Consider the following 23,939-nt stretch of genomic DNA (forward strand, 5'->3'; position numbering starts at 1 on the left):
GGGCCTTCGTCGTTCCCCGGGGACGGCGGAGGCCACCGAGGCCGACGCCCGTGCCGACGCGTCCTTCGCCGACGCCCTGCGGAACAACCAGCGCGGTGACGGCTCCACGCTCCTGACCGTCCTGTTCGCGCTGGTGCTGCTCTTCACGGCCATGTCGGACCGCGCGCGGCGCCCGGTGGCGGGCTACGCCCTGCTCAGCCTCGCGGGGGTGCTGTTCGTGCTGGGCGTCGTCCTGCTGGCGACGTCCCCGACGATCGTCCGACCGGTTCCGGGTCGCGCCGGGGCGGGAGCATCGCTCAGGGCCAGTCGGCGCCGGATCGCGCCGCGAGCATCACCTCGTCGTTCCCCGGCAGCCCGTCGGCGGCGCCCGCCGCGGCCTCGCCGTCGCCGGTGACCTCGATCCCCCGGAACGCCATCGGCAGCCCCTGCGCCTCCCACAGCGATGCGCGGTCCATGAGCTGCGCGTGCACGTGCGGCTCGCTGCTGTTGCCCGAGTTGCCGCACTCCGCGATCTGCTGCCCGGCGACGACGGCGTCGCCCGGTGCGACGCGCAGCGAGCCGCGGCGCAGGTGCGCCACCAGCGCGTGCGCGCCCTCCGGGGTCCGGACGACGACGTGGTTGCCGACGACGAACCGCGGCCCGCCGAGCTCCCGCACCGCGCCCTCGACCACCAGGTAGGCGAACCCGAGCCACGACGACCGCGCGCGGTGGTCGCGCTGCCGGTCCGAGGCGGCGACCACCACGCCGGCCACCATCGCGAGAACCGGCTCGCCGAACGCCGGGTAGTCGCCGGCGGGGCGGAACCCGGCCCCGAACGCCGGCCGCGCCCCCTCGTCCGGCTCGTGCACCAGGTCGATGGCGTACGCCTGGCCGTAGGCGCGGGTGCCGTGGCTCGGCACGCGCGTCGCCGGGCTGTTCAGCGCGCGCCACCTCCCTCGCACCGGCGACGCGACCGCCCGAGCGCCGCCCGGGTCGACCGGGCGGCCCCTGCGCGACACGACGAGCGCGACGCCCATCAGCACGACCCCGAGCAGCGGGCCCAGCCCCAGCGCCGAGCGGAGCCCGCCGTCGGGCAGCACCAGCCGGAGCACCGTCGAGAGCAGGATCAGCAGGACGCCCGCGGCCATGATGCGCAGCCGCGCGCGGTACAGCAGGCGCGCCACGGCGGTCACCGCTCCACCGCCGCGAGGCACGCCAGCAGCGGGACGACGCGCGCGGCGGGCACCTCGTAGGCACCCCGCCCGCTCTGCCGGAGCCAGCCCGCGGCGAGCAGCTGCCGGAGGTGGTGGTGCAGCTGCCCGGTGGTGCCCAGCTGCTCCAGCGCCGCCAGCTCCGCGGTGCTCCGGGTGCCCGCCAGCACGTGCCGCAGGAGCTCGATCCGCACGGGGCTGCCCAGCGCGGCGAAGGCCGGCGCCCGGTCCGACCAGTCGATCTCGAGCAGCCCGGCGGTGCCGGCGCCCTGCTGCCAGGACACCGGCTCGCCCGTCGGGAGGCGGAGGGAGCCGACGAGCACCACCGCGCCGTCGCTCGTGGACTCGTGGTCGGCCAGCCGGGCGCGCAGCGCGGACAGCGCCCAGAAGTCGTCCCCGTCACGCGGGCCGGCAGCCGGCGCCGGTGGCGCGCCCAGTCGGCGCTCCAGGGCGGCGACCCGGTCGCGGAGGTCGTCGAGGTCGGCCCGCGCGTCGGTCGGCTCGGTCATAGATCGATAGTACGCACATCCGTACCACCGTCAGAGCGTGACGACGAGCCGCCGCCCGACCTCGCGCACGCGGTGGCGGAACGGTCAGCGGCGGGCCACCGCCTCGCGAAACGCGGCCAGGGACGCCTGCGAGCTCGCGATGCGCCAGTCCGTCTCCTTGTTCTCGTCGAACCAGATCAACCCCCTGACGTCGCGCTGCGCCGCCATCCACCGGAACAGCTCCGCGATCCAGCGCGCCTTGTCGCCGCCCCGCTCGGTCGAGGCCGTCTCGGCCAGCAGCAGGGGCTTGCCCGGGGCGATGCGCCGCAGCTCGGCCGCCGTCGCGTCGAAGACCCGGGACGGGCTCTGCCAGGTGGAGTCCCGCCGCACGGTGCCCCAGTTGTACCCGTCGATCCCCACGACGTCGACGTGCTCGGCACCGGGGAACACGGACGCGAGCGGGGCGGAACCCGGGAAGGAGACGTTGGGCGACCACACCCGGACCACCCGGGTCGCCCCGCGGCTCCGGAGCAGCCCGTGCACGCGGCGCCAGGTGGCCACGTACTGGGCGGCGGTGTTGCCCTGGACGCCCACGGCCCACGGGTACCCGCCGGCGTTCATCTCGTGGGCGAAGCGCAGGTGCACCGGGCCGCCGTAGCGGGCCAGCGCGTCGCCCCAGCGGCGGATCGTCGCGTCGTGGTCCCCGTCGAGGAACCGCGCGAGGGCGAACGCCTTCTGGTTCTTCCGTGCCGGGTCCCACGGCTCCCAGCTCAGGACCGGCACGACGCCCGCCGCGGACACCGCCGCCAGCTTCGCCGGGTCCGGCGCCTCGACGAACGACGCGTACCAGAGCGCGTACCGGGGCGCGGCTCCGAGGGTCGCCACCCGGCGGGACCAGGCGGCGGCGTCGAACGGGCCCCACGGCACCGTGACGCCGAACGGCGGCGGACCACCGGCGGCGGACGCACCCGACGGGAGGGCGAGGGCGCCGGTGCTCGCCACCGCGGCGGCGGCGAGGAACGAACGTCGTGACATCGGCATGCCGCGCCCATCGGCCGGCGCGGTGGGTCGTTGACAGAACCTGAGGTCGGGCGTCCGGTCGCAGGACGGCGGAGCGCACCCCCGGCCGCGCGTCAGAGCGTGGCGCCGATCCGCCGCCCCACCTCGCGCAGCAGCCGCGGCGCCCCCGCCATCGACCGCGCCGGGTCGGGCTCGAGGTCGGCCAGCGCGTACGCCGCCCGGAACCCCAGCGCCCGGAGCCGGTCGGGGCCGAGCGCCACCCGGCCGGCGACGGCGACGACCGGGACGCCCGCCGCGACCGCCGCCCGTGCCACACCGACCGGGGCCTTGCCGCCCGCCGACTGCTCGTCGAGCGACCCCTCGCCGGTGACGACCAGGCGCGCGCCTGTCAGGGCGTCCGCGAGCCCGACCAGCTCCAGCACGACGTCGACGCCCGGCCGGACGCGCGCGCCCAGCGCCGCGAGGGCGGCGAACCCGACGCCTCCGGCGGCGCCCGCGCCAGGGGTCGCGTTCGCGCCCGGCACCACGCCCGCGCCCGGCACCGCGCCCGCGGCGGCCCCGAGCAGGTCCGCCCACCGGCCCAGCGCCTCCGCCAGCACGCCCACCTGGCCGGGGTCCGCGCCCTTCTGCGGCGCGAACACCGGGGCGGCGCCGCGGGGGCCGAGCAGCGGGTTGTCCACGTCGGTCGCGACGACCACGTCGACCGCCCGCAACCGCGGGTCCAGCCCCGCCAGGTCGAGGCCGTGCACCACCAGGGGGTGCCCCTCGCCCGCGGGGACCGGCGCTCCCCCGGCGTCGAGCAGGGTCGCGCCGAGCGCCTGCAGCAACCCCGCCCCGCCGTCGGTGCTGGCGCTCCCGCCCAGCCCGAGCACGACCGTGCGGCAGCCCGCGTCGAGCGCGGCGGCGACGAGCTGCCCCGTGCCGTAGGTCGTGGCGGCGAGCGGGTCGGGCGCGCCCTCGACCAGCGCGAGCCCGGACGCCTGCGCGAGCTCGACCACCGCGGTCCCTTCGCGCACGGCGACCACCGCGTCCACGGGGGCGCCGAGCGGCCCCCGGACCCGGACCGGCACGGCCCGGAAGCCCTGCCGCAGCGCGGCGTCGACCGTGCCCTCGCCGCCGTCCGCGACGGGCACCTCGACGACCTCCGTCCCGGGTGCCGCCGCCCGGATCCCCGCGGCGAGGTGCCGGGCGACCTCGTCGGCGGTGGCGGAGCCCTTGAACTTGTCCGGGGCGACGACGACCGTCACGGCCGCGCCGCGGTCGGGGCCGCCGCCTCCGCGGCGCCGGCGACCGCCCGCCGCGCCCGGTCGCGGAGCGCACCGAGGTCCCCGCCGGGCAGCAGCGCGTCCCCGAGGAGCGGGCCGCTCAGCCCGACGGCGGCGGCGCCCCGCGCGAGGTACGCGCCGACCTCGTCGACCGCCACGCCGCCGGTCGGCATGAGCGGGATGTCGGGCAGCGGCGCGCGCAGCTGGTCCAGGTACTCCAGCCCGCCGACCGGCCCGATCGGCGAGACCTTGACGGCCGGGACGCCGGTCTCCCAGGCGGCCACGACCTCGGTCGGGGTGAGCGCACCGGGCACGAACGGCACGCCCGACGACCGCGCGAGCTCGACGAGCGGCGCCCGGAGCACCTGGCTCACGAGCAGGTCCGCACCGGCGTCGACGGCCTCGCGCACGTGCCGCTCGGTCCGGACGGTGCCGACCGCGAGCAGGAGCTCCGCGGGCAGCTCGGCCCGCGCGCGGCGCGCGGCCTCCAGCGCGCCCCGCGTGGTCAGGGTGAACTCCAGGCAGCGGAAGCCGGCCTCCCACAGCACCTCGGAGGCGGCCAGGAACCGGTCGGCGTCGGGGGCCCGCAGGATGGCGACGACGGGGCGCGCGGCCAGGCGGTCGAACGCGGCGGCCCCCGCCCCGCCGCCGGCCCTCGCCCCGCTGCCGGCCTCTGCCCCGCCCGCGGTCACCGCTCCGCCCCGATCCGCGTGCCGGCCCGGTCCTCGTAGTGCTGCACGAGACCGCTGTGGTCGTCGCCGCCGTGCCCGTCCTGCTCCAGCTGCTCCATCATCGCGAGCACCGCGGTGGTGAGCGGCAGCGGGGCGGAGAGCACCTCGCCGGTCTCCCGGGCGTTGCGCAGGTCCTTGGCGTGCAGCTCGATCCGGAAGCCCGGCGCGAAGTCGCGGCGCAGCATCATCGGGCCCTTGGACTCGAGCACCGCGCTGCCGGCGAGGCCGCCGCGGATCGCCGCGACCACCGCCTCGGGGTCGACGCCCGCGAGCTCGGCCAGCACGAGCGCCTCGGACACCGCCGCGATGTTCGCCGCGACCACGACCTGGTTGGCGAGCTTGGCGGTGCTGCCCGCGCCGATCGGCCCGACCCGCACCACCGACGCGCCGAGGACGCCGAGCACGTCGCGGACCCGGTCGAACACGGCCTCGTCGCCGCCGACCATGATCGACAGGGTGCCGTCGACGGCCTTGGGCTCGCCGCCGCTGACCGGCGCGTCCAGCATCGGGACGCCGACCGCGGCGAGACCGTCGTGCACGGCGCGGGCGGCGGTCGGGGCGATCGAGCTCATGTCGACCAGCACCAGGCCGTCGTGCGCGCCGGCGGCGACGCCGTCGTCCCCGAGCGCGACCTGCTGCACCTCCGGGCCGTTCGGCAGCATGGTGATCACGAGCTCGACCTGCTCCGCGATCGCGCGCGGCCCGTCGGCGAGCGTCGCGCCGGCCCCGGCGAGCTCGTCGGCGGCGTGGCTGCCGCTGCTCACCACCAGGTCGTGGCCGGCCCGCAGGAGGTTGAGCGCCATGGGCCTGCCCATGATGCCGAGGCCGATGAATCCGATCCGCATGGCTGCCGGTCCTTCCCGGGGGCGTCACTGCCGTCCTCAGCACCGTAGGAGCGCCGGGTGATGCGCGTCCAAGCCCAAGATCGCATGGGGTGATGCCTCGCAGGCATCGGGAATCCGTCGACCGGCGCGGCACTCGTCACATAACGTCGCGGCTCGTCCTACACGTGAGTCGAGGGAGACCACCATGTCCGACGCGATCCGCCGCCTGACCCTGTCGCACGTCGTGCTGCCGCTCGCGCAGCCGGTCAGCGACGCGAAGGTCCTCACCGGCCGGCAGCGACCCCTGACCGAGACGGTGCTGCTGTTCGTCGAGGTGGAGACCGAGGACGGGCACCGCGGCACCGGGTTCAGCTACTCCAAGCGCGCCGGCGGGCGGGCGCAGTACCGGCACCTGGCCGACGTCGCGGAGGTCGCGATCGGGCAGGACCCGTCCGACATCGCGCGGATCTACGACTCGCTGCTGTGGGCCGGCGCGTCGGTGGGCCGCTCGGGCGTGGCCACCCAGGCGATCGCCGCGCTCGACGTGGCGCTGTGGGACCTCAAGGCGCGCCGCGCCGACCTGCCGCTGGCCAAGCTGCTGGGCGCGCACCGCGACTCCTGCCGGGTCTACAACACCTCGGGCGGGTTCCTGCAGGCGTCCGTCGACGAGGTGAAGGAGCGGGCGAGCGCCTCGCTCGCGGCCGGCATCGGCGGGATCAAGATCAAGGTCGGACAGCCCGACTGGGCGGAGGACCTGCGCCGGGTCGCGGCCCTGCGCGAGCACCTGGGCGACGCCCCGCTCATGGTGGACGCCAACCAGCAGTGGGACCGGGCGCGCGCCCGCCGGATGTGCCGGGCGCTGGAGGAGTTCGACCTGGTGTGGATTGAGGAGCCGCTCGACGCGTGGGACGCGGTCGGGCACGCCGACCTGTCGCGCACCGTGGACACCCCGATCGCGACCGGCGAGATGCTCACCTCCGTCCCCGAGCACGTGGCGCTGCTCGACGCGGGGTACCGCGGCATCGTGCAGCCGGACGCGCCCCGGATCGGCGGCATCACGCCGTTCCTGCGGTTCGCGACCCTGGCGTCGCACGCGGGGCTGGCGCTCGCCCCGCACTACGCGATGGAGATCCACCTGCACCTCGCCGCGGCCTACCCGACCGAGCCGTGGGTCGAGCACTTCGAGTGGCTCGACCCGCTGTTCGAGGAGCGCGTCGAGATCGCCGACGGCCGGATCCGCGTGCCCGACCGGCCCGGCCTCGGCATCACGCTCAGCGACCGGATGCGGGCGCTGACCCGGGAGACGGCGACGTTCGGCCGATGAGCGGCGCCCGGACCCGGTCGGTCGTCGACGCGGTGAGGGCGCGCATCCTCGACGGCTCGCTGCCGCCGGGGGCGCGGCTGCCGTCCGAGGCGGAGCTGGTCGCCGCGCACGGCGTGTCCCGGACCGTGGTGCGCGAGGCGGTGACCCGGCTGCGCGCGGAGGGGCTGGTCGAGACGGCGCAGGGCCGGGGGTCGTTCGTGCTCGCGGTGCCGGAGCCGACCCCGTTCGGCGTCGAGGCCGCCACCGTGCGCAGCCACGCCGACGTGCTCGCGATGCTCGACTTCCGGATCGGCGTGGAGAGCGAGGCGGCGTACCTGGCGGCGGCGCACCGCACCGGCCCCGACGCGAGCGCCGTCGAGGCCGCGCTGGCGGCGTTCGCCGCGGCGCGCCCGAACCGGGCGGTGGAGGCCGACTTCGCGTTCCACCGGGCGGTGGCCGCCGCCACCGGGAACCGGTTCTACCGGGACCTGGTCGACGCCCTGGGCCCGATGATGATCCTGCTCCCCCGGACCCGGCTGCAGGACCGGTACTCCCTGGTCGACGAGGCGCACGTGCACCGGGTGCACGACGAGCACGCGGCCGTCGCGGAGGCGGTCGTCGCCGGGGACCCGGAGACGGCGCGCGCCGCCATGCGCGTGCACCTGGGCGGGACGCGCCGCCGGCTGCGGGCCTGACCGGGGCGGGCGGGGCGCACGGCGCCCCTCACCACCGCGCGGTGTTCGCGACGAAGTCCGGCTGCACGGTGCGCATGTACACGGTGTCCTCCCGCCGGCGCACCCCGCACGTCAGGTACTGCTCGTGCAGCACGCCCAGCAGGTCGCGGTCGAGCTCGACGCCGAGCCCCGGTCCGGTCGGCACCGCGACGGCGCCGCCCTCGAACGCCAGCACGCCCGGCGCGACGACGTCCTGGGTCTTCCACGGGTAGTGCGTGTCGCACGCGTAGGTGAGCCCCGGCGTCGCGGCGGCGAGGTGCACCATCGCGGCCAGCGAGACGCCCAGGTGCGAGTTGCTGTGCATCGACAGCCCGAGCCCGAACGTCTGCGCGATCCCGCCCAGGAGCGCCGAGGCGCGCAGCCCGCCCCACAGGTGGTGGTCGGACAGCACGATCTGCACGGCGTCGGCGGCGATCGCCGGCGGCAGGTGCTCGAACGCGATCACGCACATGTTGGTGGCGAGCGGCACCTCGGTCCGGGCGGCGACGTACGCCATGCCGTCGATGCCGGGCGTCGGGTCCTCCAGGTACTCCACGACCCCGGTGAGCCGGCGCGCCACCGCGACGGACGTCTCGGGCGTCCACGCGCCGTTGGGGTCGAGCCGCAGCGGCACGCCGGGGAACGCGTCCCGCAGGGCCTCGATCGCGGCGCACTCCTGCTCCGGCGGCAGCACCCCGCCCTTGAGCTTGAGGGAGCCGAACCCCCACCCGTCGACCATCCGGCGCGCCTGCGCCACCACCGCGTCCGGGTCGAGCGCCGCGCCCCAGGGGTCCTCCGCCCCGCCGGGGTGCGCCGCCCACCGGTAGAACAGGTAGCCGCTGAACGGCACCCGGTCGCGGACCGCGCCGCCGAGCAGGTCGCTCACCGGCCGCCCCGTCGCGCGCCCGATCACGTCCAGGCAGGCGACCTCGAAGGGCGACTCGACGGTGGGCACCGCCGAGGCGACGTCGAGCATGCCGCCGAACGACGCGCCCGCGCCGCCGGTCTCCCGGCCCAGCACCTCGGCGACCAGCCGGTGCAGCTCGTGCAGGTCGAACGGGTCGTGGCCGGGCAGCGCCGCGGCGACCGCGCCGAGCCGGGCCAGGTGCGCCTCGTCCGCGTAGGTCTCCCCCAGCCCCACGAGCCCGTCGTCGGTGCGGACCTCCACGATCGCGCGCAGCGCCCACGGCTGGTGGACGCCGACCACGTTCAGCAGCGGCGGGTCCGCGAACGCCACCGGCGTGACGTCGACGCGGCTGATCCGCGACGTCACGCGGGCGCCTTGACCGCCAGGACGGGGACGCTCGCCTCGAGCAGGATGCGCTGCGCGTCGCTGCCGAGCACGAGCTTGCCGACCGGCGAGCGCCGGCGCAGGCCGATCACGATCGCGCGCGCGCCCGTCGCCGCCACCAGGTCCTCGAACACGTCGAGCATGTCCCGCCCGTGGGTCGGCTGCTCGAGCCGCGCCGGCACGCCCGCCGCGGCGGCGCGCGCCACGAGCGCGGCCCCGGCCTGCTCGTCGACCAGGTCCGCGTCGACCGTGGCGCCGCGGCGCGAGCTGTTGACGATCACCACGTTCTCGCCGTGCACCACGGCCTCGGCCAGCCCGGCCTCGAGCGCGGCCTCGCCGACGGGGGTGGGGATGTAGCCGATCAGGAGCGTCATCGGTGGTCCGCCTTTCCGCGGGTGGGGGTGGGGGCTGCGGGCTCCGCGGCCGCCGACCGGGCGGCCCGCCGGCCGCGCAGCAGCCTCACCGCGGGCCAGAGCGCGACCACGACGAACACCGCCAGGAGCGTCCCGGAGATGGGCCGCGTGATGAACCCGGTGGGGTCCCCGTCGAAGATCAGCAGCGACCGGCGGACGCTGGACTCGACGATCGAGCCGAGCACGAACGCCAGCACCATCGGCCCCGGCTCGAACCCGAGCTTCTTCATCAGGTAGCCGACCACCCCGAACGCGATCATCACGAAGATGTCGAAGGTCGAGTTGTTGATCGTGTAGACGCCCAGGATCGTGATGAGCGCCGTGATCGGGGCGAGGATCGCCGGCCGCACCCGCAGCACCCGGACGAAGATGCCGACCAGCGGGATGCTGAGCACCAGCAGGATCAGGTTGCCGATGTACATCGAGTTGATGACGCCCCAGAACAGGTCGGGGTTCTCGTCCACGAGCTGCGGGCCGGGGCTGATCCCGAGGATCAGCAGCGCGCCGAACAGCATCGCCATCGACGCGTTGGCCGGGATGCCGATGGTCAGCAGCGGGATGAACGACGACGTCGCCGCCGCGTTGTTCGCGGTCTCCGGGGCCGCGACGCCCTGCAGCGCGCCCCGGCCGAACCGCTCGGGGTGCTTGCTGATCCGCTTCTCCGTGGCGTAGGCGGCGAGCGACGCCATCACCGCGCCGCCGCCGGGCAGCACCCCCAGCACGAAGCCGATGAGCGAGCCGCGGCCGATCGAGCCGGAGGACTCCTTGAGCTCCTTGCGGGACGGCCAGACGTTCGCCACCGCCGCGGGGACGTGCGGCTTCCCGTGCCGCTCCTCCAGGTTGTAGAGGATCTCCCCCACCCCGAACAGGCCCATGGCCACGATGACGAAGTCGATGCCGTCCGAGAGCTGCAGCGAGTCGAACGTGAACCGCTCCGCGCCGCTGAACGAGTCCCGGCCGATCGTCGCGAGCAGCAGGCCGATCGCCGCCGAGATCATCGCCTTGACCATGCCGCCGTTGCCGATCGAGGCGACGAGCAGCACGCCGAGCAGCGCGAGCGCCGCGTACTCGGGCGGTCCGAAGTCCAGCGCCCACTCGGCGACCAGCGGCGCGAGCAGCGTCAGCCCGACGATCGAGACGGTCGCCCCGACGAAGGACCCGACGGCGGAGATGCCCAGCGCGGTGCCGGCCCGGCCCTGCTTGGCGAGGGCGAACCCGTCGAACACGGTCACGACCGACGACGCCTCGCCCGGCAGCCGCAGCAGCACCGAGGTGATCGTGCCGCCGTACTGGGCGCCGTAGTAGATGCCGGCCAGCATGATGATCGCCGACACCGGGTCGATCGTGTACGTGATCGGCAGCAGGATCGCGATCGTCGCGGCGGGGCCGAGGCCCGGCAGGACGCCGATGAGCATGCCGATCAGGACGCCGACCAGGCAGTAGAGCAGGTTGGCCGGCTCGGTGACGAGCGCGAAGCCGTCGAGGAAGGCGGTGAGGTCCACGTCCGTCTCCTCTACAGCAGGTGGGGCAGCGGCACGCGCAACCCGTAGATGAACAGGGCGTAGAAGGCGGCGACCGTGCCGACCGACACCAGCACCGTGCTGCGCCACGACTCCCCGCCCAGCAGGCGGAGCCAGATCGCGCACAGCAGCAGCGACGGGATCTCGAACCCGATGAGCGGCATCAGCGCCCCGAGGCCGACGAACGTCACGACCCCCGCGGCGGGGATCAGGCTCGACCGGGAGAACCGCTCGGTGTCCGTCGCCCGCCGGCCGCCGACCAGCAGCGCGAGCCCCAGGACCGCGACGACCACGCTGATCGCGAACGGCCACAGTCCGGGGCCGGGCCGGTCCAGCGACCCGAGGCCGTAGCCCAGGGCCAGGACGGCGCCGAGCACGCCGATCGCGATCGTCACCGCCGCCCCGGCGACCTGGTAGGCCGGCCCGCCGGCGGGCGGCCGCTCCTCGGCCAGGTCGCGGGCGACCTCCTCCTGTATCTCGGCGAGGACGTCCGTGCCCTCGTCCACCGGACCCGGGGTGCGCGGGTCGGCCATGTCAGCTGTCGCCGCCCAGGTCGATCCCGTACTCCTCGACCAGCTCGGCGTACCGCTGCTTGTCCTCCTCGAGCTGCGTCACGACCTCGTCGCCGGGGATCTCCATCGGCGTCAGGCTGTTCTGCTCGTTGAACGCCTGGTACTCCTCGGTCTCGAACGTCGCCTGCAGCCCCTCGACGAGCCGGTCGACGACGTCGTCCGGCGTGCCCTTCGGCACCGTGAGGAACCGGTACTGCGCGACCTCGACGTCGAGGCCCTGCTCCTGCGCCGTCGGCACGTCCGGCAGGTACTCGATGCGCTCGGGCGAGAACACCGTCAGCGGGACGAGCTTCCCGGACTCGATGTTCTCGACCGCCTCGCCGACCTGGAGGCACGCGGTGTCGACCTGGCCGCCGAGCACGGCGGTCAGCGCGGGTGCGCCGCCGTCGAACGGCACCGCCTCCCCCTCGACGCCCGCGCTGCCGAGCAGCAGGGCGCAGGACACCTGCGCGCCGGTGCCGACGCCGGTCGTGCCGTAGGTGACCGTCCCGGTCGCGGCCTTCACGGCGTCCAGGTCGGCGTACGGGCCGCCCGCCGTCGTCACCATCACGTAGTCGTCCCGCGAGACGCCGTGCACCACGTCGAAGTCGTCGATGCTCGTGACCTCGTCCTCGCTCACCGCGAGCGGGGTGATGGCGAACAGCGAGGCGTTCTGGATCGCGATCGTGGAGCCGTCGGGCTCGGCGGCGGCGACCTCCGCGGCGGCGATCGCGCCGTTCGCGCCCTCGCGGTTGATCACCGGGAACGACGCGCCGAGCGCGTCCGACAGCCCCTGCGACACCGCGCGGCTGATGAGGTCGGAGGACCCGCCGGCCGAGGCGCCGACGAGCATCTCGACGGACCCCGACGGGTACTCGGCGGTCTCGTCGGAGCCGCCCGTCGAGGTGGAGACGCCGTCGCAGGCCGCGAGGGCGAGGGCCGAGCCGCCGAGCAGGGCGGCCAGGCGCGTGGTGTGGTGCCGCATCGTCGCACTCCCTTGTCCGAACGCTGTGATCCACGACACTAGGCGTGTGCGACGATGCCCGTCCAAGCCCCGTTCGGCATGGGGTGTTCCACTTCACGCATCGAGGACGACGCCGTGATCACTTTCGAGCAGGTCCGCTCGTTCGTCGCCGTGGCGGAGGAGCTGCACTTCGGGCGCGCGGCCGAGCGGCTGCGCATGACCCAGCCTCCGCTGTCCCGCCAGATCCAGAAGCTCGAGCGGTCCGTGGGCGCCCGGCTGCTGGAGCGGGACAACCGCCGCGTCGCCCTGACCACCGCGGGGACCGCGTTCCTCGAGGAGGCGTACCGGATGCTCGCGCTCGTCGAGGCGGCGGGCGACCGGACCCGGCGGATCGACGCGGGCGCCGCGGGCGTGGTCCGGCTCGGGTTCACCGCCGTGTCCGCGATCGCGGTCCTCGGCCCGCTGCTGCGCCGGCTGCGCACCGAGCTGCCCGACGTCGACGTGCTGCTGTCCGAGCGCGTGACGATGGCCCAGGTCGAGGGCATCCAGCGGCACGAGCTCGACCTGGGGCTGGCCCGGCCGCCGTTCGACACCGCCGCGCTGCAGTCGCGCGTCGTGCGACGCGAGGCGCTCATGGCGGTGGTGCCGGAGGGCCACCCGCTCGCGGCGGGCGACGCGCCGCTGACGCCGGACGACTTCGACGGGCAGCCCGTGATCGGGTACCACCCGCAGCAGTCCCGGTACTTCCACGAGCTGCTGGTGCGGTTCCTCGCCAACGCCCACCCCCGGATCGAGCAGTCCGTGCACCAGGTGCTCACCGCGATGCTGCTCGCGGCCGCGGGGCAGGGCCTGGCGCTGGTCCCGGAGTCGGCGGCGTCGCTGCACGTCGAGGGCGTCGTGCTCCGCCCGCTGGTGCAGCACGGCGGCGACACCCGGCTGGACGCCGACCCGGAGCGGCCCGTCGAGCTGCACGCGATCTGGGCGCGCCGGCCCGCGACGCCCGTGCTGCGCCGGGTGCTGGACGTGGTGACGTCCCTGTGATGCCGGGCGCGCATCGCCGGATGCCGTTCCGGGCTTGGACAGGCATCGGTCACGCTCCCTACGGTCGAGACCCCGCCACCGACGACGACGAGGTGCCCCTGCCATGAGCACGATCGCCCGGGTCGACGTGGTCCCGGTCGCCGGCCACGACTCGATGCTGCTGAACCTGAGCGGCGCCCACGCCCCGTTCTTCACGCGGAACCTCGCCGTCGTCACGGACGCCGACGGCCGCGAGGGCGTCGGCGAGGTGCCGGGCGGCGAGGCCATCCGCGCCACGATCACCGAGGCCGCCGACCTGCTCCTCGGGCAGCCCGTCGCGCGGTACCGGTCGCTGCTGCGCGCCGTCGGCGAGCGGTTCGCCGGCCGCGACGTCGCGGGCCGCGGGCTGCAGACCTTCGACCTGCGCACCACCGTGCACGCGGTCACCGCGCTGGAGTCCGCCCTGCTGGACCTGCACGGGCAGGAGCTCGGCGTCCCCGTGGCGGAGCTGCTCGGCGGCGGCCAGCACCGGGACAGCGTGCCGATGCTCGGGTACCTGTTCTACGTGGGCGACCCGGACCGCACGGACCTGCCGTACCTCCGGGAGGCCGACGGCGCCGACGACTGGGAGCGGGTGCGCCGCGAGGAGGCGCTGACCCCGGAGGCGGTCGTGCGGCTGGCCGAGGCCGCGCGCGACCGCTACGGCTTCCGGGACTTCAAGCTCAAGGGCGGCGTGCTCGCCGGCGAGGAGGAGCTCGCGGCGGTCACCGCCCTGCACGAGCGGTTCCCCGACGCGCGCGTCACCCTCGACCCGAACGGCGGCTGGCTGCTCGCGGACGCGATCCGGCTGCTGCGCGGCCAGGGCCACGTCCTCGCCTACGCCGAGGACCCGTGCGGCGCCGAGGGCGGGTACTCGGGCCGGGAGACGATGGCCGAGTTCCGCCGGGCCACGGGCCTGCCGACCGCGACCAACATGATCGCCACGGACTGGCGCCAGCTCGCGCACGCCGTCCGCACCGACGCCGTCGACATCCCGCTCGCGGACCCGCACTTCTGGACGATGGCGGGGTCCGTCCGGGTCGCGCAGCTGTGCGCGGAGTTCGGGCTGACCTGGGGCTCGCACTCCAACAACCACTTCGACGTCTCGCTGGCGATGTTCACGCACGTCGGCGCCGCCGCACCGGGCCCGATCACCGCGCTCGACACGCACTGGATCTGGCAGGACGGGCAGGCCCTCACGGTCGACCCGCCGCGGATCCGGGACGGGGCGGTCGCGGTGCCGGCGGCCCCGGGCCTCGGCGTCCGGCTCGACCGGGACCGGGTGGCGGAGGCGCACGAGGTGTACCTGCGGCACGGGCTCGGGGCCCGGGACGACGCGGTCGCGATGCAGCACCTGGTGCCGGGCTGGACGTTCGACCCGAAGCGGCCGAGCCTGGTGCGGTAGCCCGGGGACGGTGCGGCAGCCCGGGGCGGTGCGGCGACCCGAGGAGGTGCGGGAGCCGCGGGCGGTGCGGGAGGCCGGGCACGCCGCGGCGCCGTCACCCCGCGCAGGTGATGCCCGCGCCCGGCGCGGCGGCGACCGTGGAGCCAGCCGCCACCTCCGCGCGGCCCCTCGGACGCGGGAGCCCGCCATGATCGTCTTCCTGATCCGGCTGCTGATCTTCCTCGGGTCGTCGGCGCTGGGGCTCTGGGTCGCCTCCTTGGTGCTCGACGGGTTCCACGTCACCACGAGCGGGTTCCTGGCCGCGGTCGTGGTGTTCACGGTCGCGCAGGCGGTGCTGTCGCCGTTCATCGCGACGATGGCGCACCGGTACGCCACCGCGTTCCTCGGCGGCATCGGCCTGGTGTCCACGTTCGTCGCGCTGCTCATCGCCTCGGCGTTCACCGGCGGGCTGGACATCACCGGCGGCGTCGCGACGTGGATCGCCGCGGTCGTCATCGTGTGGCTGGTCACCGCGGTGGCGACGTGGCTGCTGCCGTTCCTGCTCCTGCGCAAGCGGCTCGAGGAGCGCCGGGCGCGCGCCGGCCGGTCCGAGACCGCCTGACGCGGGACCGCCGGGGCCGCCGCGCCGACGTCAGAGCGCCGCGGCCTTGCCCACCAGCACCGCCCGCTCGCGCGCGTTCCCGCACAGCCGCGCCGCCGCCTCGAGCTCCGCCCGCGCCTCCTCGGTCCGGCCGAGCCGGGCGAGCAGCTCGCCGCGCGCGCTCGGCACCAGGTACGTGCCGCGCAGCGCGCCGCCGGCCGCGACGGCGTCCACGATCGGCAGCGCCGCCGCCGGACCCGACGCCATGCAGACCGCGACGGCCCGGTTCAGCTCCACCACGGGCGACGGCGCGACGCTCCCGAGCGCCTCGTACAGCGCGACGATCGCGTCCCAGTCCGTCTCCCCGAACGCGCGCGCCACGGCGTGCTGCTCGGCGATCGCCGCCTGCAGCCCGTACGGCCCGAGCCCGCGTCCCACGGCCCGCGCCCGACCCAGCGCCGCGCGCCCCCGCCGGATCGCGGAGGCGTCCCACCGCCGCCTGTCCTGGTCGGCGAGCAGCACGGGCTCGCCGTCCGGGCCGGTACGCGCCGGGAACCGCGCCGCGGTGAGCTCCAGCAGCGCGAGCAGGCCCTGGGCCTCGGGCTCGTCCGGGACGAGCCGCACGAGGACGCGCGCCAGCCGCACCGCCTCGTGCGCGAGGTCGAGCCGTAGCCACGAGTCGCCGGTCGACGCCGACGAGCCCTCCGTGAACAGCACGTACACGACGTTCAGCACGGACCCGAGCCGCTCCGCCCGCTCGGCGGCCGGCGGGACCGCGAACGGCACGCCCGCCGCGGCCAGGGTCTTCTTCGCCCGGGTGATCCGCGCCTGCACCGTCGGCACCGGCACCAGCAGCGACGCGGCCACCTGCTCGCTGGTGAGGCCGCCGACCACCCGGAGGGTGAGCGCGAGCCGCGCCTCCTTGGGCAGCACGGGGTGGCAGGCGACGAACAGCAGCGCGAGCCGGTCGTCCTCGATCCGGTCGGGGTCCCACAGCACGTCGGGGTCGTCCGGCAGGTCGGGTGCCGCCCCGGCGTGCGCGCCGCCCTCGCGCAGGCCCTGGCCGAGGGCGGCGTACCGCTCGTCCCGGGCGGAGCGCCGCCGGAACGCGTCGATCGCGCGGCGCCGGCCGACGGAGAGCAGCCAGGCGACCGGGTCGCGCGGGACGCCGTCGCGGGGCCAGGCGATCAGCGCCTCCGCGAGCGCCTCGGACGCCACGTCCTCCGCGAGCGGGAAGTCGCCGGTGTACCGGGCCAGCGCGCCGACGATGCGGGCGGCGTCGATCCGCCACACCGCCTCGACGGCGCGCCGCCCGGCGTCGGCCGCGTCCGGGGCGCTCAGTTGGTCCCGAGCTGCTCCCGCCACACCGCCTCCTTCTCGATCCACTCGTTGTCCTGCGGGAAGTCCTCGGGCCCGTTGACCCGCCGGACCTCGATCTTGTTGCCCGGGCCGTGCAGCGGGGCGCGCCGCGCCCACTCGACGGCCTCGTCCTTCGTCGCGACGTCGACGATCCAGAAGCCGTTGAACAGCTCCTTCATCTCGCCGTAGGGGCCGTCGGTCACCACCGGGGTGTCGGCGGAGAAGTCGACGACCGCGCCCTCGCTCGCGTCGCTCAGGCCCTCGCCGGCGACGAGCACGCCGGCCTCCATCATCGACTCGTTGTACCGGCCCATCGCGGCGATGACCTCGGTGAAGTCCATCTCGCCGTACGCCGCGGCGCCCTCGTCGGTGCCCCGCATGATCAGCATGTACTTGGCCATCGTCGTGCTCCTGTCGTGTCGGCGGTCCGCCTGCTGGGGACCTTCTCACCTCCCAGGTCGAACGGGAAGGACCCGGATCGACACCGTGCCGGGACGAGTTCGCGCCAGCGGCGCCGGACCTCAGGACGCCTCCCGGCGGACGGCCGCGGCCGCGAGGCCGGCGTCCTCCAGCACGAGGTCGACGTTGATCGCGGCGGCCGCCGCCACGCCGTGCGCGGCCGCGGCCATCACCTGCAGCGTCACGTCGGCGAGATTCCCCGCGACCCACAGCCCCGGGACGTCGGTCCGCCCGGTCGGGTCCGCCGGGACCCGGGTGCCGCGGACCGCGCCGTGCACCACCTGGTCGACGGGCTCGACGCCCAGGGGTGCCAGCAGCCCGGCGTTCGCGCGGAACCGCGGCGCGACGACCATGGCGTGCCGCGGCAGCACGGTCCCGTCGGCGAGCCGGACGCCCGCGAGCGCCCCGCCCGCCACGTCCAGCCCGGCGACCCGTTCCCCGACGACCCGGACGCCGCGGGCGTCGAGCAGGGCGCGCTGGTCCGGGTCGGGCGCCGGGCCGCCGTCCGTGAGCAGGACCACGTCGTCGGTCAGCTGCCGCCAGATCAGGGCCTGGACCGCGGCCTGCGGGCCGGCGGCGAGCACGGCGACCGGCCGGTCGCGCACCTCCCAGCCGTGGCAGTACGGGCAGAACACGACGCCCCGCCCCCACTGCTCCGCGACGCCCGGGACGTCGGGCAGCTCGTCGGTGAGGCCGGTCGCGACCAGCAGCCGGCGCGCGTGCGCCGCCCGCCCGTCGCCGAGGTCGACCCGGAACCCGCCGTCCGCGCGCGCCAGCGCCGCCACCCGCCCGTCGACCACGGTGCCGCCGTAGCCGGCGACCTCCCGGCGCCCGGTCGCCAGCAGCTCGCCCGGCGGCGTCCCCTCCCGGCCGAGCACGTTGTGCACGTGCCCGGCCGGGGCGTTGCGGGGCTCGCCGGCGTCGACGACGAGCACGCGGCGGCGCGCCCGGGACAGCGCCAGCGCGCCGGCCAGGCCGGCGGAGCCGCCACCCACCACGACCACGTCGTACCGCTCGTGCCGCTCGCGGGTCGTCATGCGAGGCGCCCCTCCCCCCGGTCGCCGGAGGTCGCGCGGGCGGCCTCGACGATCAGGTCCGCGACGGCGTCCGGGCGGGACACGGTCACCGCGTGCGAGGCGTCGACCTCGACGGCGTGCGACGAGGCGCGCTCGGCCATGTACCGCTGCGCCTCGGCCGGGACGGCGAGGTCCTGGCGGGTGATCAGCGTCCAGGAGGGGATCCGCTTCCAGGCGGCCCGGGTCGCCGCGGCCGCGAGCGCCCCGGCCAGGATCGGCCGCTGGGTGACGGCCATCAGCGCCGCGGTGCCGGCGGGCAGGTCGGCCGCGAACACCGGGCCGAACCTCTCCTGCTGGATGTACAGGTCGTCGACGGTGCCGTCGGCTCCCTGCACCGGCACGGGGCGCAGGGCGCCGCCGAGCTCGTTGCCGGGGAACTTCCCGGCGAGGTCGCCGGTGCTCTCGCCCTCCTCGAGCAGGAAGCTCGCGACGAACACGAGCGCCCGCACGCGGGGGTGGCCGTCGGCGGCCTCGCTCAGGACGCTGCCGCCGTAGGAGTGGCCGGCGACGACGACGGGCCCGTCGATGTCGTCCAGGACGTCACGCAGGAGCCGGGCGTCCCCGGCGAGCGACCGGAGCGGGTTCGCCACGGCGACGACCGGGTAGCCGTCCCGCAGGAGCCGGGCGACCACGCCGTTCCAGCTCGAGGAGTCGGCGAACGCGCCGTGCACGAGCACGACGGTGGGGGTGCTGCTGGTCATGGGTCTGTCCTCTCGGTGGAGGGCGGGCGGCGCGGTGCCGCCCGCCCGGTGCGGCGGGTCGCTCCCGGCGGGTGCCGGGAGCGGCGGTCACGGGGCGATGACGAGCTCCGCGATCAGGTCGTCGGCGAGCGTGAAGCGGTAGCGCAGATCCACCACGCCGCCGGGGAAGTCGCCCTCCAGGTGGTGGGTGGCGACCCAGTGCGCGTCGTCGACGCGCTCCGCGCCGACGAGCGTCGTCGTGAACGTGAACTCGGAGCCGGCCCGGGTGAGGAACCGGCGGACCTCCTGGTGCCCCCGGTACGTGACGCCGTCGTCGACCACGACGGCGGTCGGCGTGAAGGTGCGGAGCGCCGCGTCCGCCTCACGCGCCGCGTGGGCGGCGAGGTAGGCGCGGATCGTGACGGGCAGGTCGTCGGGCCGGATGCTGGTCGGTGCGGTCATGGCACGACCGTCCGCGCTCCCGCCGCGGGAGGGTCAACCGCTGGACTCTCCCCCAGGGGGAGGGTGCAGGATGGCGCCGTGCTGGCCATCGGCGAGTTCTCCCGGCTGACCCACCTGAGCGTGCGGACCCTGCGGCGCTACCACGACGCGGGGCTGCTCGAGCCCGCCGCGGTGGACCCGGCGACGGGGTACCGGTCGTACAGCCCCGACCAGATCCCGACCGCGCAGGTCGTGCACCGGCTGCGCGAGCTCGGCGTCCCGCTCGCCGACGTGCGGCGCATCCTGCGCGCCACCGCCCCGGCCGACCGCGCGGCGCTGGTCGGCGACCACCTGGAGCGGCTCGAGGCCGAGCTGGAGGCGACCCGCCGCGCCGTGACCTCGCTGCGCCGGCTGCTGCAGCCCGAGGCGCCCACGCGGGACGTCGAGATCCGGGCGGTGCCGGCGACGACCGTGGCCGCGGTCGAGGCCGACGTGGCCCACGAGGACGTCGTCGCCTGGTACGCCGGGGCGATGGCCGAGCTCGACGCGGCTGTCGGCGACACCACGGGGACCCCGGGCGGGCTGTACGACAACGCGCTGTTCGAGCAGGGGCGCGGGCACGTGGTCGTGTACCGGCCCACCGAGCGGCCGCCGAGCACCGGGCGGGTCCGGCCGCTGACCCTGCCGGCCGTCGAGCTCGCCGTGACGACGCACGTCGGCCCGCACGACGACATCGACGTCACCTACGGCGAGCTGGGCGCGTGGGTGGTGGGCAACTCCCTGGCGGTCGCCGGGCCGGTGCGCGAGATCTACCGGGTCGCGCCGCGGGACACCCCGGAGCCGTCCGCCTGGCGGACCGAGGTCGGCTGGCCGGTGTTCCACGTCGCCGGGGACTGCCGGGAGTCCTGAGCCGCCCGGGCCGCGAGGGCGCACGCGCGGGCAGGCGTGTCCCCGGGTCCCCGTAGCCTCCCGGTGTGCAGATCCTCGACGACGGCGCCCTCGTCCTCAGCGCCGGTGACCTCGCCGCCGAGGCGGCCTGCCCGTACGCCGTGGTCCGGACCCTCGACGCGGCCCTCGGGCGCGGGCCCGCGGTCCCGCGCGACGTCGACGCCACCGCGGCGCGCGCCGGCCGGCTCGGCGCGGAGCACGAGCGGCGCCTGCTCGACGCGCACCTGGCCGCGCTCGGCCGGTACGACCCCGCCACCCGCCGCGGTGTGCTGGCGGTCGCCCGCCCGGCGGACCGCACCCGGGCCGGCCTCGCGGACGCGCACGCCCGGACGCTGGCCGCCCTGCGCGGGGGCGTCGACGTGCTCCACCAGGCGGCGTTCTTCGACGGCGCGTTCGCGGGCTTCGCCGACTTCCTGGTCCGGGACCCGGCGCACCCGACCCCGCGGTACGCCGTCGTCGACGCGAAGCTCGCCCGGCACGAGCGCCCGACCGCGCTGCTGCAGGTCGCCGCGTACGCCGACCAGCTGCTGGCCGCCGGGGTGGACGTCGCCGAGCACGCCGAGCTGGTCCTCGGCGACGGCCGCACGACCCGGCACCGGCTCCGCGAGCTGCTGCCGGTGTACCGGGAGCGCCGGGCGCGGCTGCAGGCGCTCCTCGACGCGCACCGCGCCGGCGGGGACCCCGCGGGCTGGGGCGACCCGCGGTACCGGGCGTGCGGCCGGTGCGCCGTGTGCGCGCCGGAGGTCGAGGAGCACCGCGACGTGCTGCTGGTCGCCGGCGTCCGCGCGTCGCAGGCCGCGCGGCTGCGTGCCGCGGGCGTCCGGACCGTCGAGGACCTCGCCGCGCGCGACGCCCCGCTCCCCGGGGTCGGCACCGCGACCCTGGCCGGGCTGCGCGCCCAGGCGGCTCTGCAGTCCCGGCAGGACCACGGCGACGGGACCGTGCTCGTCGAGCTCGTCGACCCGGTGCCGATCGGCGCGCTGCCCGCGCCGGACCCCGGCGACGTGTTCTTCGACTTCGAGGGCGACCCGCTCTACTCCGCGGGCGAGGTGGGCGCCGACGGGCAGCCGGCGGTCTGGGGGCTCGAGTACCTGTTCGGGGTGGTGGAGGCGCCGCCATCCCCGGGCGCCGCGGCGCCGTTCCAAGCGTTCTGGGCGCACGACCGGGCGCAGGAGAAGCGGGCGCTGCTCGACTTCCTCGCGTACGTCCGCGAGCGCCGCGCCGCGCACCCGGGCATGCACGTCTACCACTACGCCCCGTACGAGAAGACGGCCCTGCTGCGGCTGGCCGCACGGCACGGCGTCGGGGAGGCGGCCGTCGACGAGCTGCTCCGCGCGGGCGTGCTGGTCGACCTGTACGCCACCGTGCGGGGGTCGCTGCGCACGGGGCAGCGGTCCTCGTCGCTCAAGCAGCTCGAGCCGCTCTACATGCCCGGGCACCGCACGGGCGACGTGACGACCGCCGGCGACTCGATCGACCAGTACGCGCAGGCGTGCGCGCTGCGGGACGCCGGCGACGACGCCGGGTGGCGCGCGGCCCTGGCGGCGATCGCGGAGTACAACGCGTACGACTGCGCCTCGACGCGGGCGCTGCGGGACTGGCTGCTGGAGCGCGCCGCCGAGCGGGGGGTCGCGCCGCGGCCGGTCGCCGGGGACGCGGTGGACGCCGGGGAGGACGACGTGCCCACCGCGGACGACGCCGCGCCGGAGCACGACGCGCTGGCGGCGCGGCTCGCCGGCTACGCGAACGACCCCGAGCACCACGTCGACGGCCGCCGCAGCGCGGACCAGCAGGCCGTCGCCCTGCTCGGTGCCGCGCTCGGGTACCACTGGCGCGAGCGCAAGCCGTTCTGGTGGGCGCACTTCGACCGGCTGTCCGCCGACCCCGCCGACTGGACGGACCCGCGGTCGACGTTCGTGGCCGAGCGCGTCGAGGTCGTCTCGGACTGGGCCGTCCCGCCGCGCGCCCGCACGCGGCAGCGCGAGCTCCGCATGACCGGGCGGCTGGAGCCCGGCAGCGAGCTCCGCGCCGGCGCGACCTGCTTCGGCCTGTTCGACTCCCCCACCCCCGACCACGCGACCCCGCCCCCGCACGCCACCCGGGGCTGCGCGCCGGGCTTCACGGTCGTGGCGGTGACGTCCACCGGCGACGGCGCCGACGCCCGGGACGAGCTGCTCGTCACCGAGCGGCTGCAGGCGGCGTGGGCCCCGCACGACCGGCTGCCGATGGGCCTGGGCCCGGCCGCGCCGCCGCCGACGGACGGCATCGCGGCGGCCGTGCGCGGGCTCGCGGAGGACGTCGCCGCGGACCTGCCCACGCTGCCGCCCCGCGCCGCCCTGGACCTCGCGCGCCGCCGCCCGCCGCGCACCCGGTCGGGCCGGCCGCTGCCGGCGCCCGCGGACGGGCCGGACGGCACCGTGCGGGCGATCACCGCCGCGCTGCGCGACCTCGACTCGTCGTACCTCGCCGTGCAGGGCCCGCCCGGCACCGGCAAGACGTACACCGGGTCGCACGTGATCGCGGCGCTGGTGGCCGAGGGCTGGTCGGTCGGCGTCGTCGCGCAGTCGCACGCCGTCGTCGAGCACCTGCTCGCCCGAGTGGTGGACGCGGGCGTGGACCCGGCCGCGGTCGGCAAGAAGCCCGCGGCGCCCGGCGGCCGGTCCGGGCCGGGCGCGTCCGCCGCGACGCCGTGGACGTCCCTGCAGGGGACCGGCGCGTTCGGGCGGTTCTACGCCGGGCGCTCGGGCGGGTACGTCGTCGGCGGCACCCTGTGGGACCTGACCCACCCCGACCGGCTGCCGGCGGGCGGGTTCGACCTCCTCGTCGTCGACGAGGCCGGGCAGTTCTCCCTGGCCAACACGTTCGCCGTCGCCCCGGCGGCCCGGAACCTGCTGCTGCTGGGCGACCCGCAGCAGCTGCCGCAGGTGTCCCAGGGCCACCACCCGGAGCCGGTGGACGCCTCCGCGCTCGGCTGGCTGACCGACGGGCACGACACGCTGCCGCCGGGCCTCGGCTACTTCCTCGACGCCACCTGGCGTATGCACCCGGCGCTGTGCGCGACGGTGTCGGACCTCGCGTACGACGGCCGGCTGCACGCCGTGCCCGCCGCGGCCGCGCGGCACCTCGACGGCGTCGCCCCGGGCGTGCGGACGGTGCTGGTCGAGCACGACGGGAACGCCGTGTCGAGCCGGGAGGAGGCGGACCGGGTGGTCGCCGAGGTCCGGGGCCTGCTGGGGCGGGCCTGGACGGACGCCGGCGGCCCGCGCCCGCTGGCCGCCGCGGACGTCCTGGTCGTCGCCGCCTACAACGCGCAGGTGTGGACGGTCGGCCGGGCGCTCGCCGCGGCGGGGCTCGACGGCGTGCGGGTCGGCACGGTGGACCGGTTCCAGGGCCAGGAGGCGCCCGTCGTGCTGGTGTCGATGGCGGCGTCGACGCCCGAGGACGTCCCGCGCGGCATGGAGTTCCTGCTGTCCCGGAACCGGCTGAACGTCGCGCTGTCCCGCGGGCAGTGGGCGGCGGTGGTCGTCCGGTCCCCGGGGCTGACCGACCACCTGCCGGCGCAGCCCGCGCAGCTGGCCGAGCTGGGGGCGTTCCTCCGGGCGGGCGGGCCTGCGGCCTGACCCGTGCGGGCGGCCGGTCCGCCCGGGGCCGTGTGGAAG

Annotated in this window: 23 protein-coding genes; 7 read left to right on the forward strand and 16 right to left on the reverse strand. The window is 76.5% G+C overall.

The window, feature by feature from the left end:
• Window positions 1–296: 296 nt before the first annotated feature.
• The 6 genes from Cpa01nite_RS04645 to garR all read right to left on the reverse strand — a co-directional run bounded on the left by Cpa01nite_RS04645 (window position 297) and on the right by garR (window position 5,539).
• Window positions 297–1,172, reverse strand: coding sequence for a M23 family metallopeptidase (locus Cpa01nite_RS04645; RefSeq protein WP_239068529.1), 876 nt, complete (start codon window positions 1,170–1,172; stop codon window positions 297–299).
• On the reverse strand, window positions 1,169–1,699 hold the full coding sequence (locus Cpa01nite_RS04650) for a winged helix-turn-helix domain-containing protein (RefSeq protein ID WP_203667588.1): 531 nt from the start codon (window positions 1,697–1,699) through the stop codon (window positions 1,169–1,171). The genes Cpa01nite_RS04645 and Cpa01nite_RS04650 overlap by 4 nt, the downstream gene beginning before the upstream one ends.
• A gap of 84 nt (window positions 1,700–1,783) precedes the next feature.
• On the reverse strand, window positions 1,784–2,719 hold the full coding sequence (locus Cpa01nite_RS04655) for a glycoside hydrolase family 26 protein (protein ID WP_203667589.1): 936 nt from the start codon (window positions 2,717–2,719) through the stop codon (window positions 1,784–1,786).
• A gap of 92 nt (window positions 2,720–2,811) precedes the next feature.
• On the reverse strand, window positions 2,812–3,945 hold the full coding sequence (locus tag Cpa01nite_RS04660) for a glycerate kinase (RefSeq protein ID WP_203667590.1): 1,134 nt from the start codon (window positions 3,943–3,945) through the stop codon (window positions 2,812–2,814).
• Complete coding sequence (locus Cpa01nite_RS04665) at window positions 3,942–4,655, reverse strand: bifunctional 4-hydroxy-2-oxoglutarate aldolase/2-dehydro-3-deoxy-phosphogluconate aldolase (RefSeq protein WP_203667591.1); 714 nt, start codon at window positions 4,653–4,655, stop codon at window positions 3,942–3,944. The genes Cpa01nite_RS04660 and Cpa01nite_RS04665 overlap by 4 nt, the downstream gene beginning before the upstream one ends.
• The gene (garR, locus tag Cpa01nite_RS04670; RefSeq protein ID WP_203667592.1) at window positions 4,652–5,539 is read right to left on the reverse strand and encodes a 2-hydroxy-3-oxopropionate reductase; all 888 of its coding nucleotides are present in this window, start codon (window positions 5,537–5,539) and stop codon (window positions 4,652–4,654) included. Before garR ends, Cpa01nite_RS04665 begins: the two co-directional genes overlap by 4 nt.
• Window positions 5,540–5,723: 184 nt before the next feature.
• On the opposite strand from garR, the gene Cpa01nite_RS04675 reads away from it, so the two are divergent.
• Both Cpa01nite_RS04675 and Cpa01nite_RS04680 read left to right on the forward strand, forming a co-directional pair.
• Complete coding sequence (locus Cpa01nite_RS04675; protein ID WP_203667593.1) at window positions 5,724–6,842, forward strand: L-talarate/galactarate dehydratase; 1,119 nt, start codon at window positions 5,724–5,726, stop codon at window positions 6,840–6,842.
• Complete coding sequence (locus tag Cpa01nite_RS04680) at window positions 6,839–7,516, forward strand: FadR/GntR family transcriptional regulator (protein ID WP_203667594.1); 678 nt, start codon at window positions 6,839–6,841, stop codon at window positions 7,514–7,516. Before Cpa01nite_RS04675 ends, Cpa01nite_RS04680 begins: the two co-directional genes overlap by 4 nt.
• 28 nt (window positions 7,517–7,544) lie before the next feature.
• On the opposite strand, the gene Cpa01nite_RS04685 is transcribed toward Cpa01nite_RS04680, so the two are convergent.
• From Cpa01nite_RS04685 to Cpa01nite_RS04705, 5 genes are read right to left on the reverse strand one after another with little or no spacing between them, the layout of a single operon-like run.
• A complete protein-coding gene (locus Cpa01nite_RS04685) occupies window positions 7,545–8,807 on the reverse strand; it encodes a glucarate dehydratase family protein (RefSeq protein WP_203667595.1) in 1,263 nt (420 codons plus the stop codon).
• A complete protein-coding gene (locus Cpa01nite_RS04690; RefSeq protein ID WP_203667596.1) occupies window positions 8,804–9,199 on the reverse strand; it encodes a universal stress protein in 396 nt (131 codons plus the stop codon). The genes Cpa01nite_RS04685 and Cpa01nite_RS04690 overlap by 4 nt, the downstream gene beginning before the upstream one ends.
• On the reverse strand, window positions 9,196–10,740 hold the full coding sequence (locus Cpa01nite_RS04695; protein WP_239068530.1) for a tripartite tricarboxylate transporter permease: 1,545 nt from the start codon (window positions 10,738–10,740) through the stop codon (window positions 9,196–9,198). Before Cpa01nite_RS04695 ends, Cpa01nite_RS04690 begins: the two co-directional genes overlap by 4 nt.
• 11 nt (window positions 10,741–10,751) lie before the next feature.
• A complete protein-coding gene (locus Cpa01nite_RS04700; RefSeq protein ID WP_203667597.1) occupies window positions 10,752–11,291 on the reverse strand; it encodes a tripartite tricarboxylate transporter TctB family protein in 540 nt (179 codons plus the stop codon).
• Between the two features lies 1 nt (window position 11,292).
• A complete protein-coding gene (locus Cpa01nite_RS04705; protein WP_203667598.1) occupies window positions 11,293–12,294 on the reverse strand; it encodes a Bug family tripartite tricarboxylate transporter substrate binding protein in 1,002 nt (333 codons plus the stop codon).
• A gap of 114 nt (window positions 12,295–12,408) precedes the next feature.
• On the opposite strand from Cpa01nite_RS04705, the gene Cpa01nite_RS04710 reads away from it, so the two are divergent.
• From Cpa01nite_RS04710 to Cpa01nite_RS04720, 3 genes are all read left to right on the forward strand, one after another.
• A complete protein-coding gene (locus Cpa01nite_RS04710; protein WP_203667599.1) occupies window positions 12,409–13,314 on the forward strand; it encodes a LysR family transcriptional regulator in 906 nt (301 codons plus the stop codon).
• A 103-nt stretch (window positions 13,315–13,417) separates the two neighbouring features.
• Window positions 13,418–14,737 carry an enolase C-terminal domain-like protein gene (locus Cpa01nite_RS04715; RefSeq protein ID WP_203667600.1) on the forward strand — a complete coding sequence of 440 codons (1,320 nt, stop codon included), beginning with the start codon at window positions 13,418–13,420 and terminating at the stop codon, window positions 14,735–14,737.
• Between the two features lie 187 nt (window positions 14,738–14,924).
• Window positions 14,925–15,338 (forward strand): phage holin family protein, encoded by a 414-nt coding sequence (locus tag Cpa01nite_RS04720; protein WP_203667601.1) that lies wholly within the window; start codon window positions 14,925–14,927, stop codon window positions 15,336–15,338.
• Between the two features lie 30 nt (window positions 15,339–15,368).
• Here Cpa01nite_RS04720 and Cpa01nite_RS04725 read toward each other — a convergent pair whose 3' ends face one another.
• From Cpa01nite_RS04725 to Cpa01nite_RS04745, 5 genes are all read right to left on the reverse strand, one after another.
• A complete protein-coding gene (locus Cpa01nite_RS04725) occupies window positions 15,369–16,682 on the reverse strand; it encodes an RNA polymerase sigma factor (protein WP_239068531.1) in 1,314 nt (437 codons plus the stop codon).
• On the reverse strand, window positions 16,655–17,077 hold the full coding sequence (locus Cpa01nite_RS04730; protein ID WP_203667602.1) for a YciI family protein: 423 nt from the start codon (window positions 17,075–17,077) through the stop codon (window positions 16,655–16,657). The genes Cpa01nite_RS04725 and Cpa01nite_RS04730 overlap by 28 nt, the downstream gene beginning before the upstream one ends.
• 120 nt (window positions 17,078–17,197) lie before the next feature.
• Window positions 17,198–18,172: an NAD(P)/FAD-dependent oxidoreductase gene (locus tag Cpa01nite_RS04735; protein WP_203667603.1), complete on the reverse strand. Its 975-nt coding sequence runs from the start codon at window positions 18,170–18,172 to the stop codon at window positions 17,198–17,200.
• On the reverse strand, window positions 18,169–18,912 hold the full coding sequence (locus tag Cpa01nite_RS04740) for an alpha/beta fold hydrolase (protein WP_203667604.1): 744 nt from the start codon (window positions 18,910–18,912) through the stop codon (window positions 18,169–18,171). The genes Cpa01nite_RS04735 and Cpa01nite_RS04740 overlap by 4 nt, the downstream gene beginning before the upstream one ends.
• A gap of 87 nt (window positions 18,913–18,999) precedes the next feature.
• A complete protein-coding gene (locus tag Cpa01nite_RS04745; protein WP_203667605.1) occupies window positions 19,000–19,353 on the reverse strand; it encodes a nuclear transport factor 2 family protein in 354 nt (117 codons plus the stop codon).
• 78 nt (window positions 19,354–19,431) lie between these two features.
• Here Cpa01nite_RS04745 and Cpa01nite_RS04750 point away from each other — a divergent pair, with 78 nt between their 5' ends.
• Together Cpa01nite_RS04750 and Cpa01nite_RS04755 are read left to right on the forward strand one after the other, a co-directional pair.
• On the forward strand, window positions 19,432–20,241 hold the full coding sequence (locus Cpa01nite_RS04750; RefSeq protein ID WP_203667606.1) for a MerR family transcriptional regulator: 810 nt from the start codon (window positions 19,432–19,434) through the stop codon (window positions 20,239–20,241).
• Window positions 20,242–20,306: 65 nt separating this feature from the next.
• A complete protein-coding gene (locus Cpa01nite_RS04755; protein WP_203667607.1) occupies window positions 20,307–23,900 on the forward strand; it encodes a TM0106 family RecB-like putative nuclease in 3,594 nt (1,197 codons plus the stop codon).
• Window positions 23,901–23,939 lie beyond the last annotated feature (39 nt).

Source organism: Cellulomonas pakistanensis (genome assembly GCF_016862755.1).
In the GTDB taxonomy this organism is placed as follows: domain Bacteria; phylum Actinomycetota; class Actinomycetes; order Actinomycetales; family Cellulomonadaceae; genus Cellulomonas; species Cellulomonas pakistanensis.

Coding starts and splice junctions, on each gene's coding strand:
- Cpa01nite_RS04720 (WP_203667601.1), top strand. CDS start 14,925: ATGATCGTCTTCCTGATCCGGCTGCTGATCTTCCTCGGGTCGTCGGCG.
- Cpa01nite_RS04740 (WP_203667604.1), bottom strand. CDS start 18,912: ATGACCAGCAGCACCCCCACCGTCGTGCTCGTGCACGGCGCGTTCGCC.
- Cpa01nite_RS04680 (WP_203667594.1), top strand. CDS start 6,839: ATGAGCGGCGCCCGGACCCGGTCGGTCGTCGACGCGGTGAGGGCGCGC.
- Cpa01nite_RS04745 (WP_203667605.1), bottom strand. CDS start 19,353: ATGACCGCACCGACCAGCATCCGGCCCGACGACCTGCCCGTCACGATC.
- garR (WP_203667592.1), bottom strand. CDS start 5,539: ATGCGGATCGGATTCATCGGCCTCGGCATCATGGGCAGGCCCATGGCG.
- Cpa01nite_RS04700 (WP_203667597.1), bottom strand. CDS start 11,291: ATGGCCGACCCGCGCACCCCGGGTCCGGTGGACGAGGGCACGGACGTC.
- Cpa01nite_RS04675 (WP_203667593.1), top strand. CDS start 5,724: ATGTCCGACGCGATCCGCCGCCTGACCCTGTCGCACGTCGTGCTGCCG.
- Cpa01nite_RS04735 (WP_203667603.1), bottom strand. CDS start 18,172: ATGACGACCCGCGAGCGGCACGAGCGGTACGACGTGGTCGTGGTGGGT.
- Cpa01nite_RS04690 (WP_203667596.1), bottom strand. CDS start 9,199: ATGACGCTCCTGATCGGCTACATCCCCACCCCCGTCGGCGAGGCCGCG.
- Cpa01nite_RS04650 (WP_203667588.1), bottom strand. CDS start 1,699: ATGACCGAGCCGACCGACGCGCGGGCCGACCTCGACGACCTCCGCGAC.
- Cpa01nite_RS04655 (WP_203667589.1), bottom strand. CDS start 2,719: ATGCCGATGTCACGACGTTCGTTCCTCGCCGCCGCCGCGGTGGCGAGC.
- Cpa01nite_RS04730 (WP_203667602.1), bottom strand. CDS start 17,077: ATGGCCAAGTACATGCTGATCATGCGGGGCACCGACGAGGGCGCCGCG.
- Cpa01nite_RS04705 (WP_203667598.1), bottom strand. CDS start 12,294: ATGCGGCACCACACCACGCGCCTGGCCGCCCTGCTCGGCGGCTCGGCC.
- Cpa01nite_RS04715 (WP_203667600.1), top strand. CDS start 13,418: ATGAGCACGATCGCCCGGGTCGACGTGGTCCCGGTCGCCGGCCACGAC.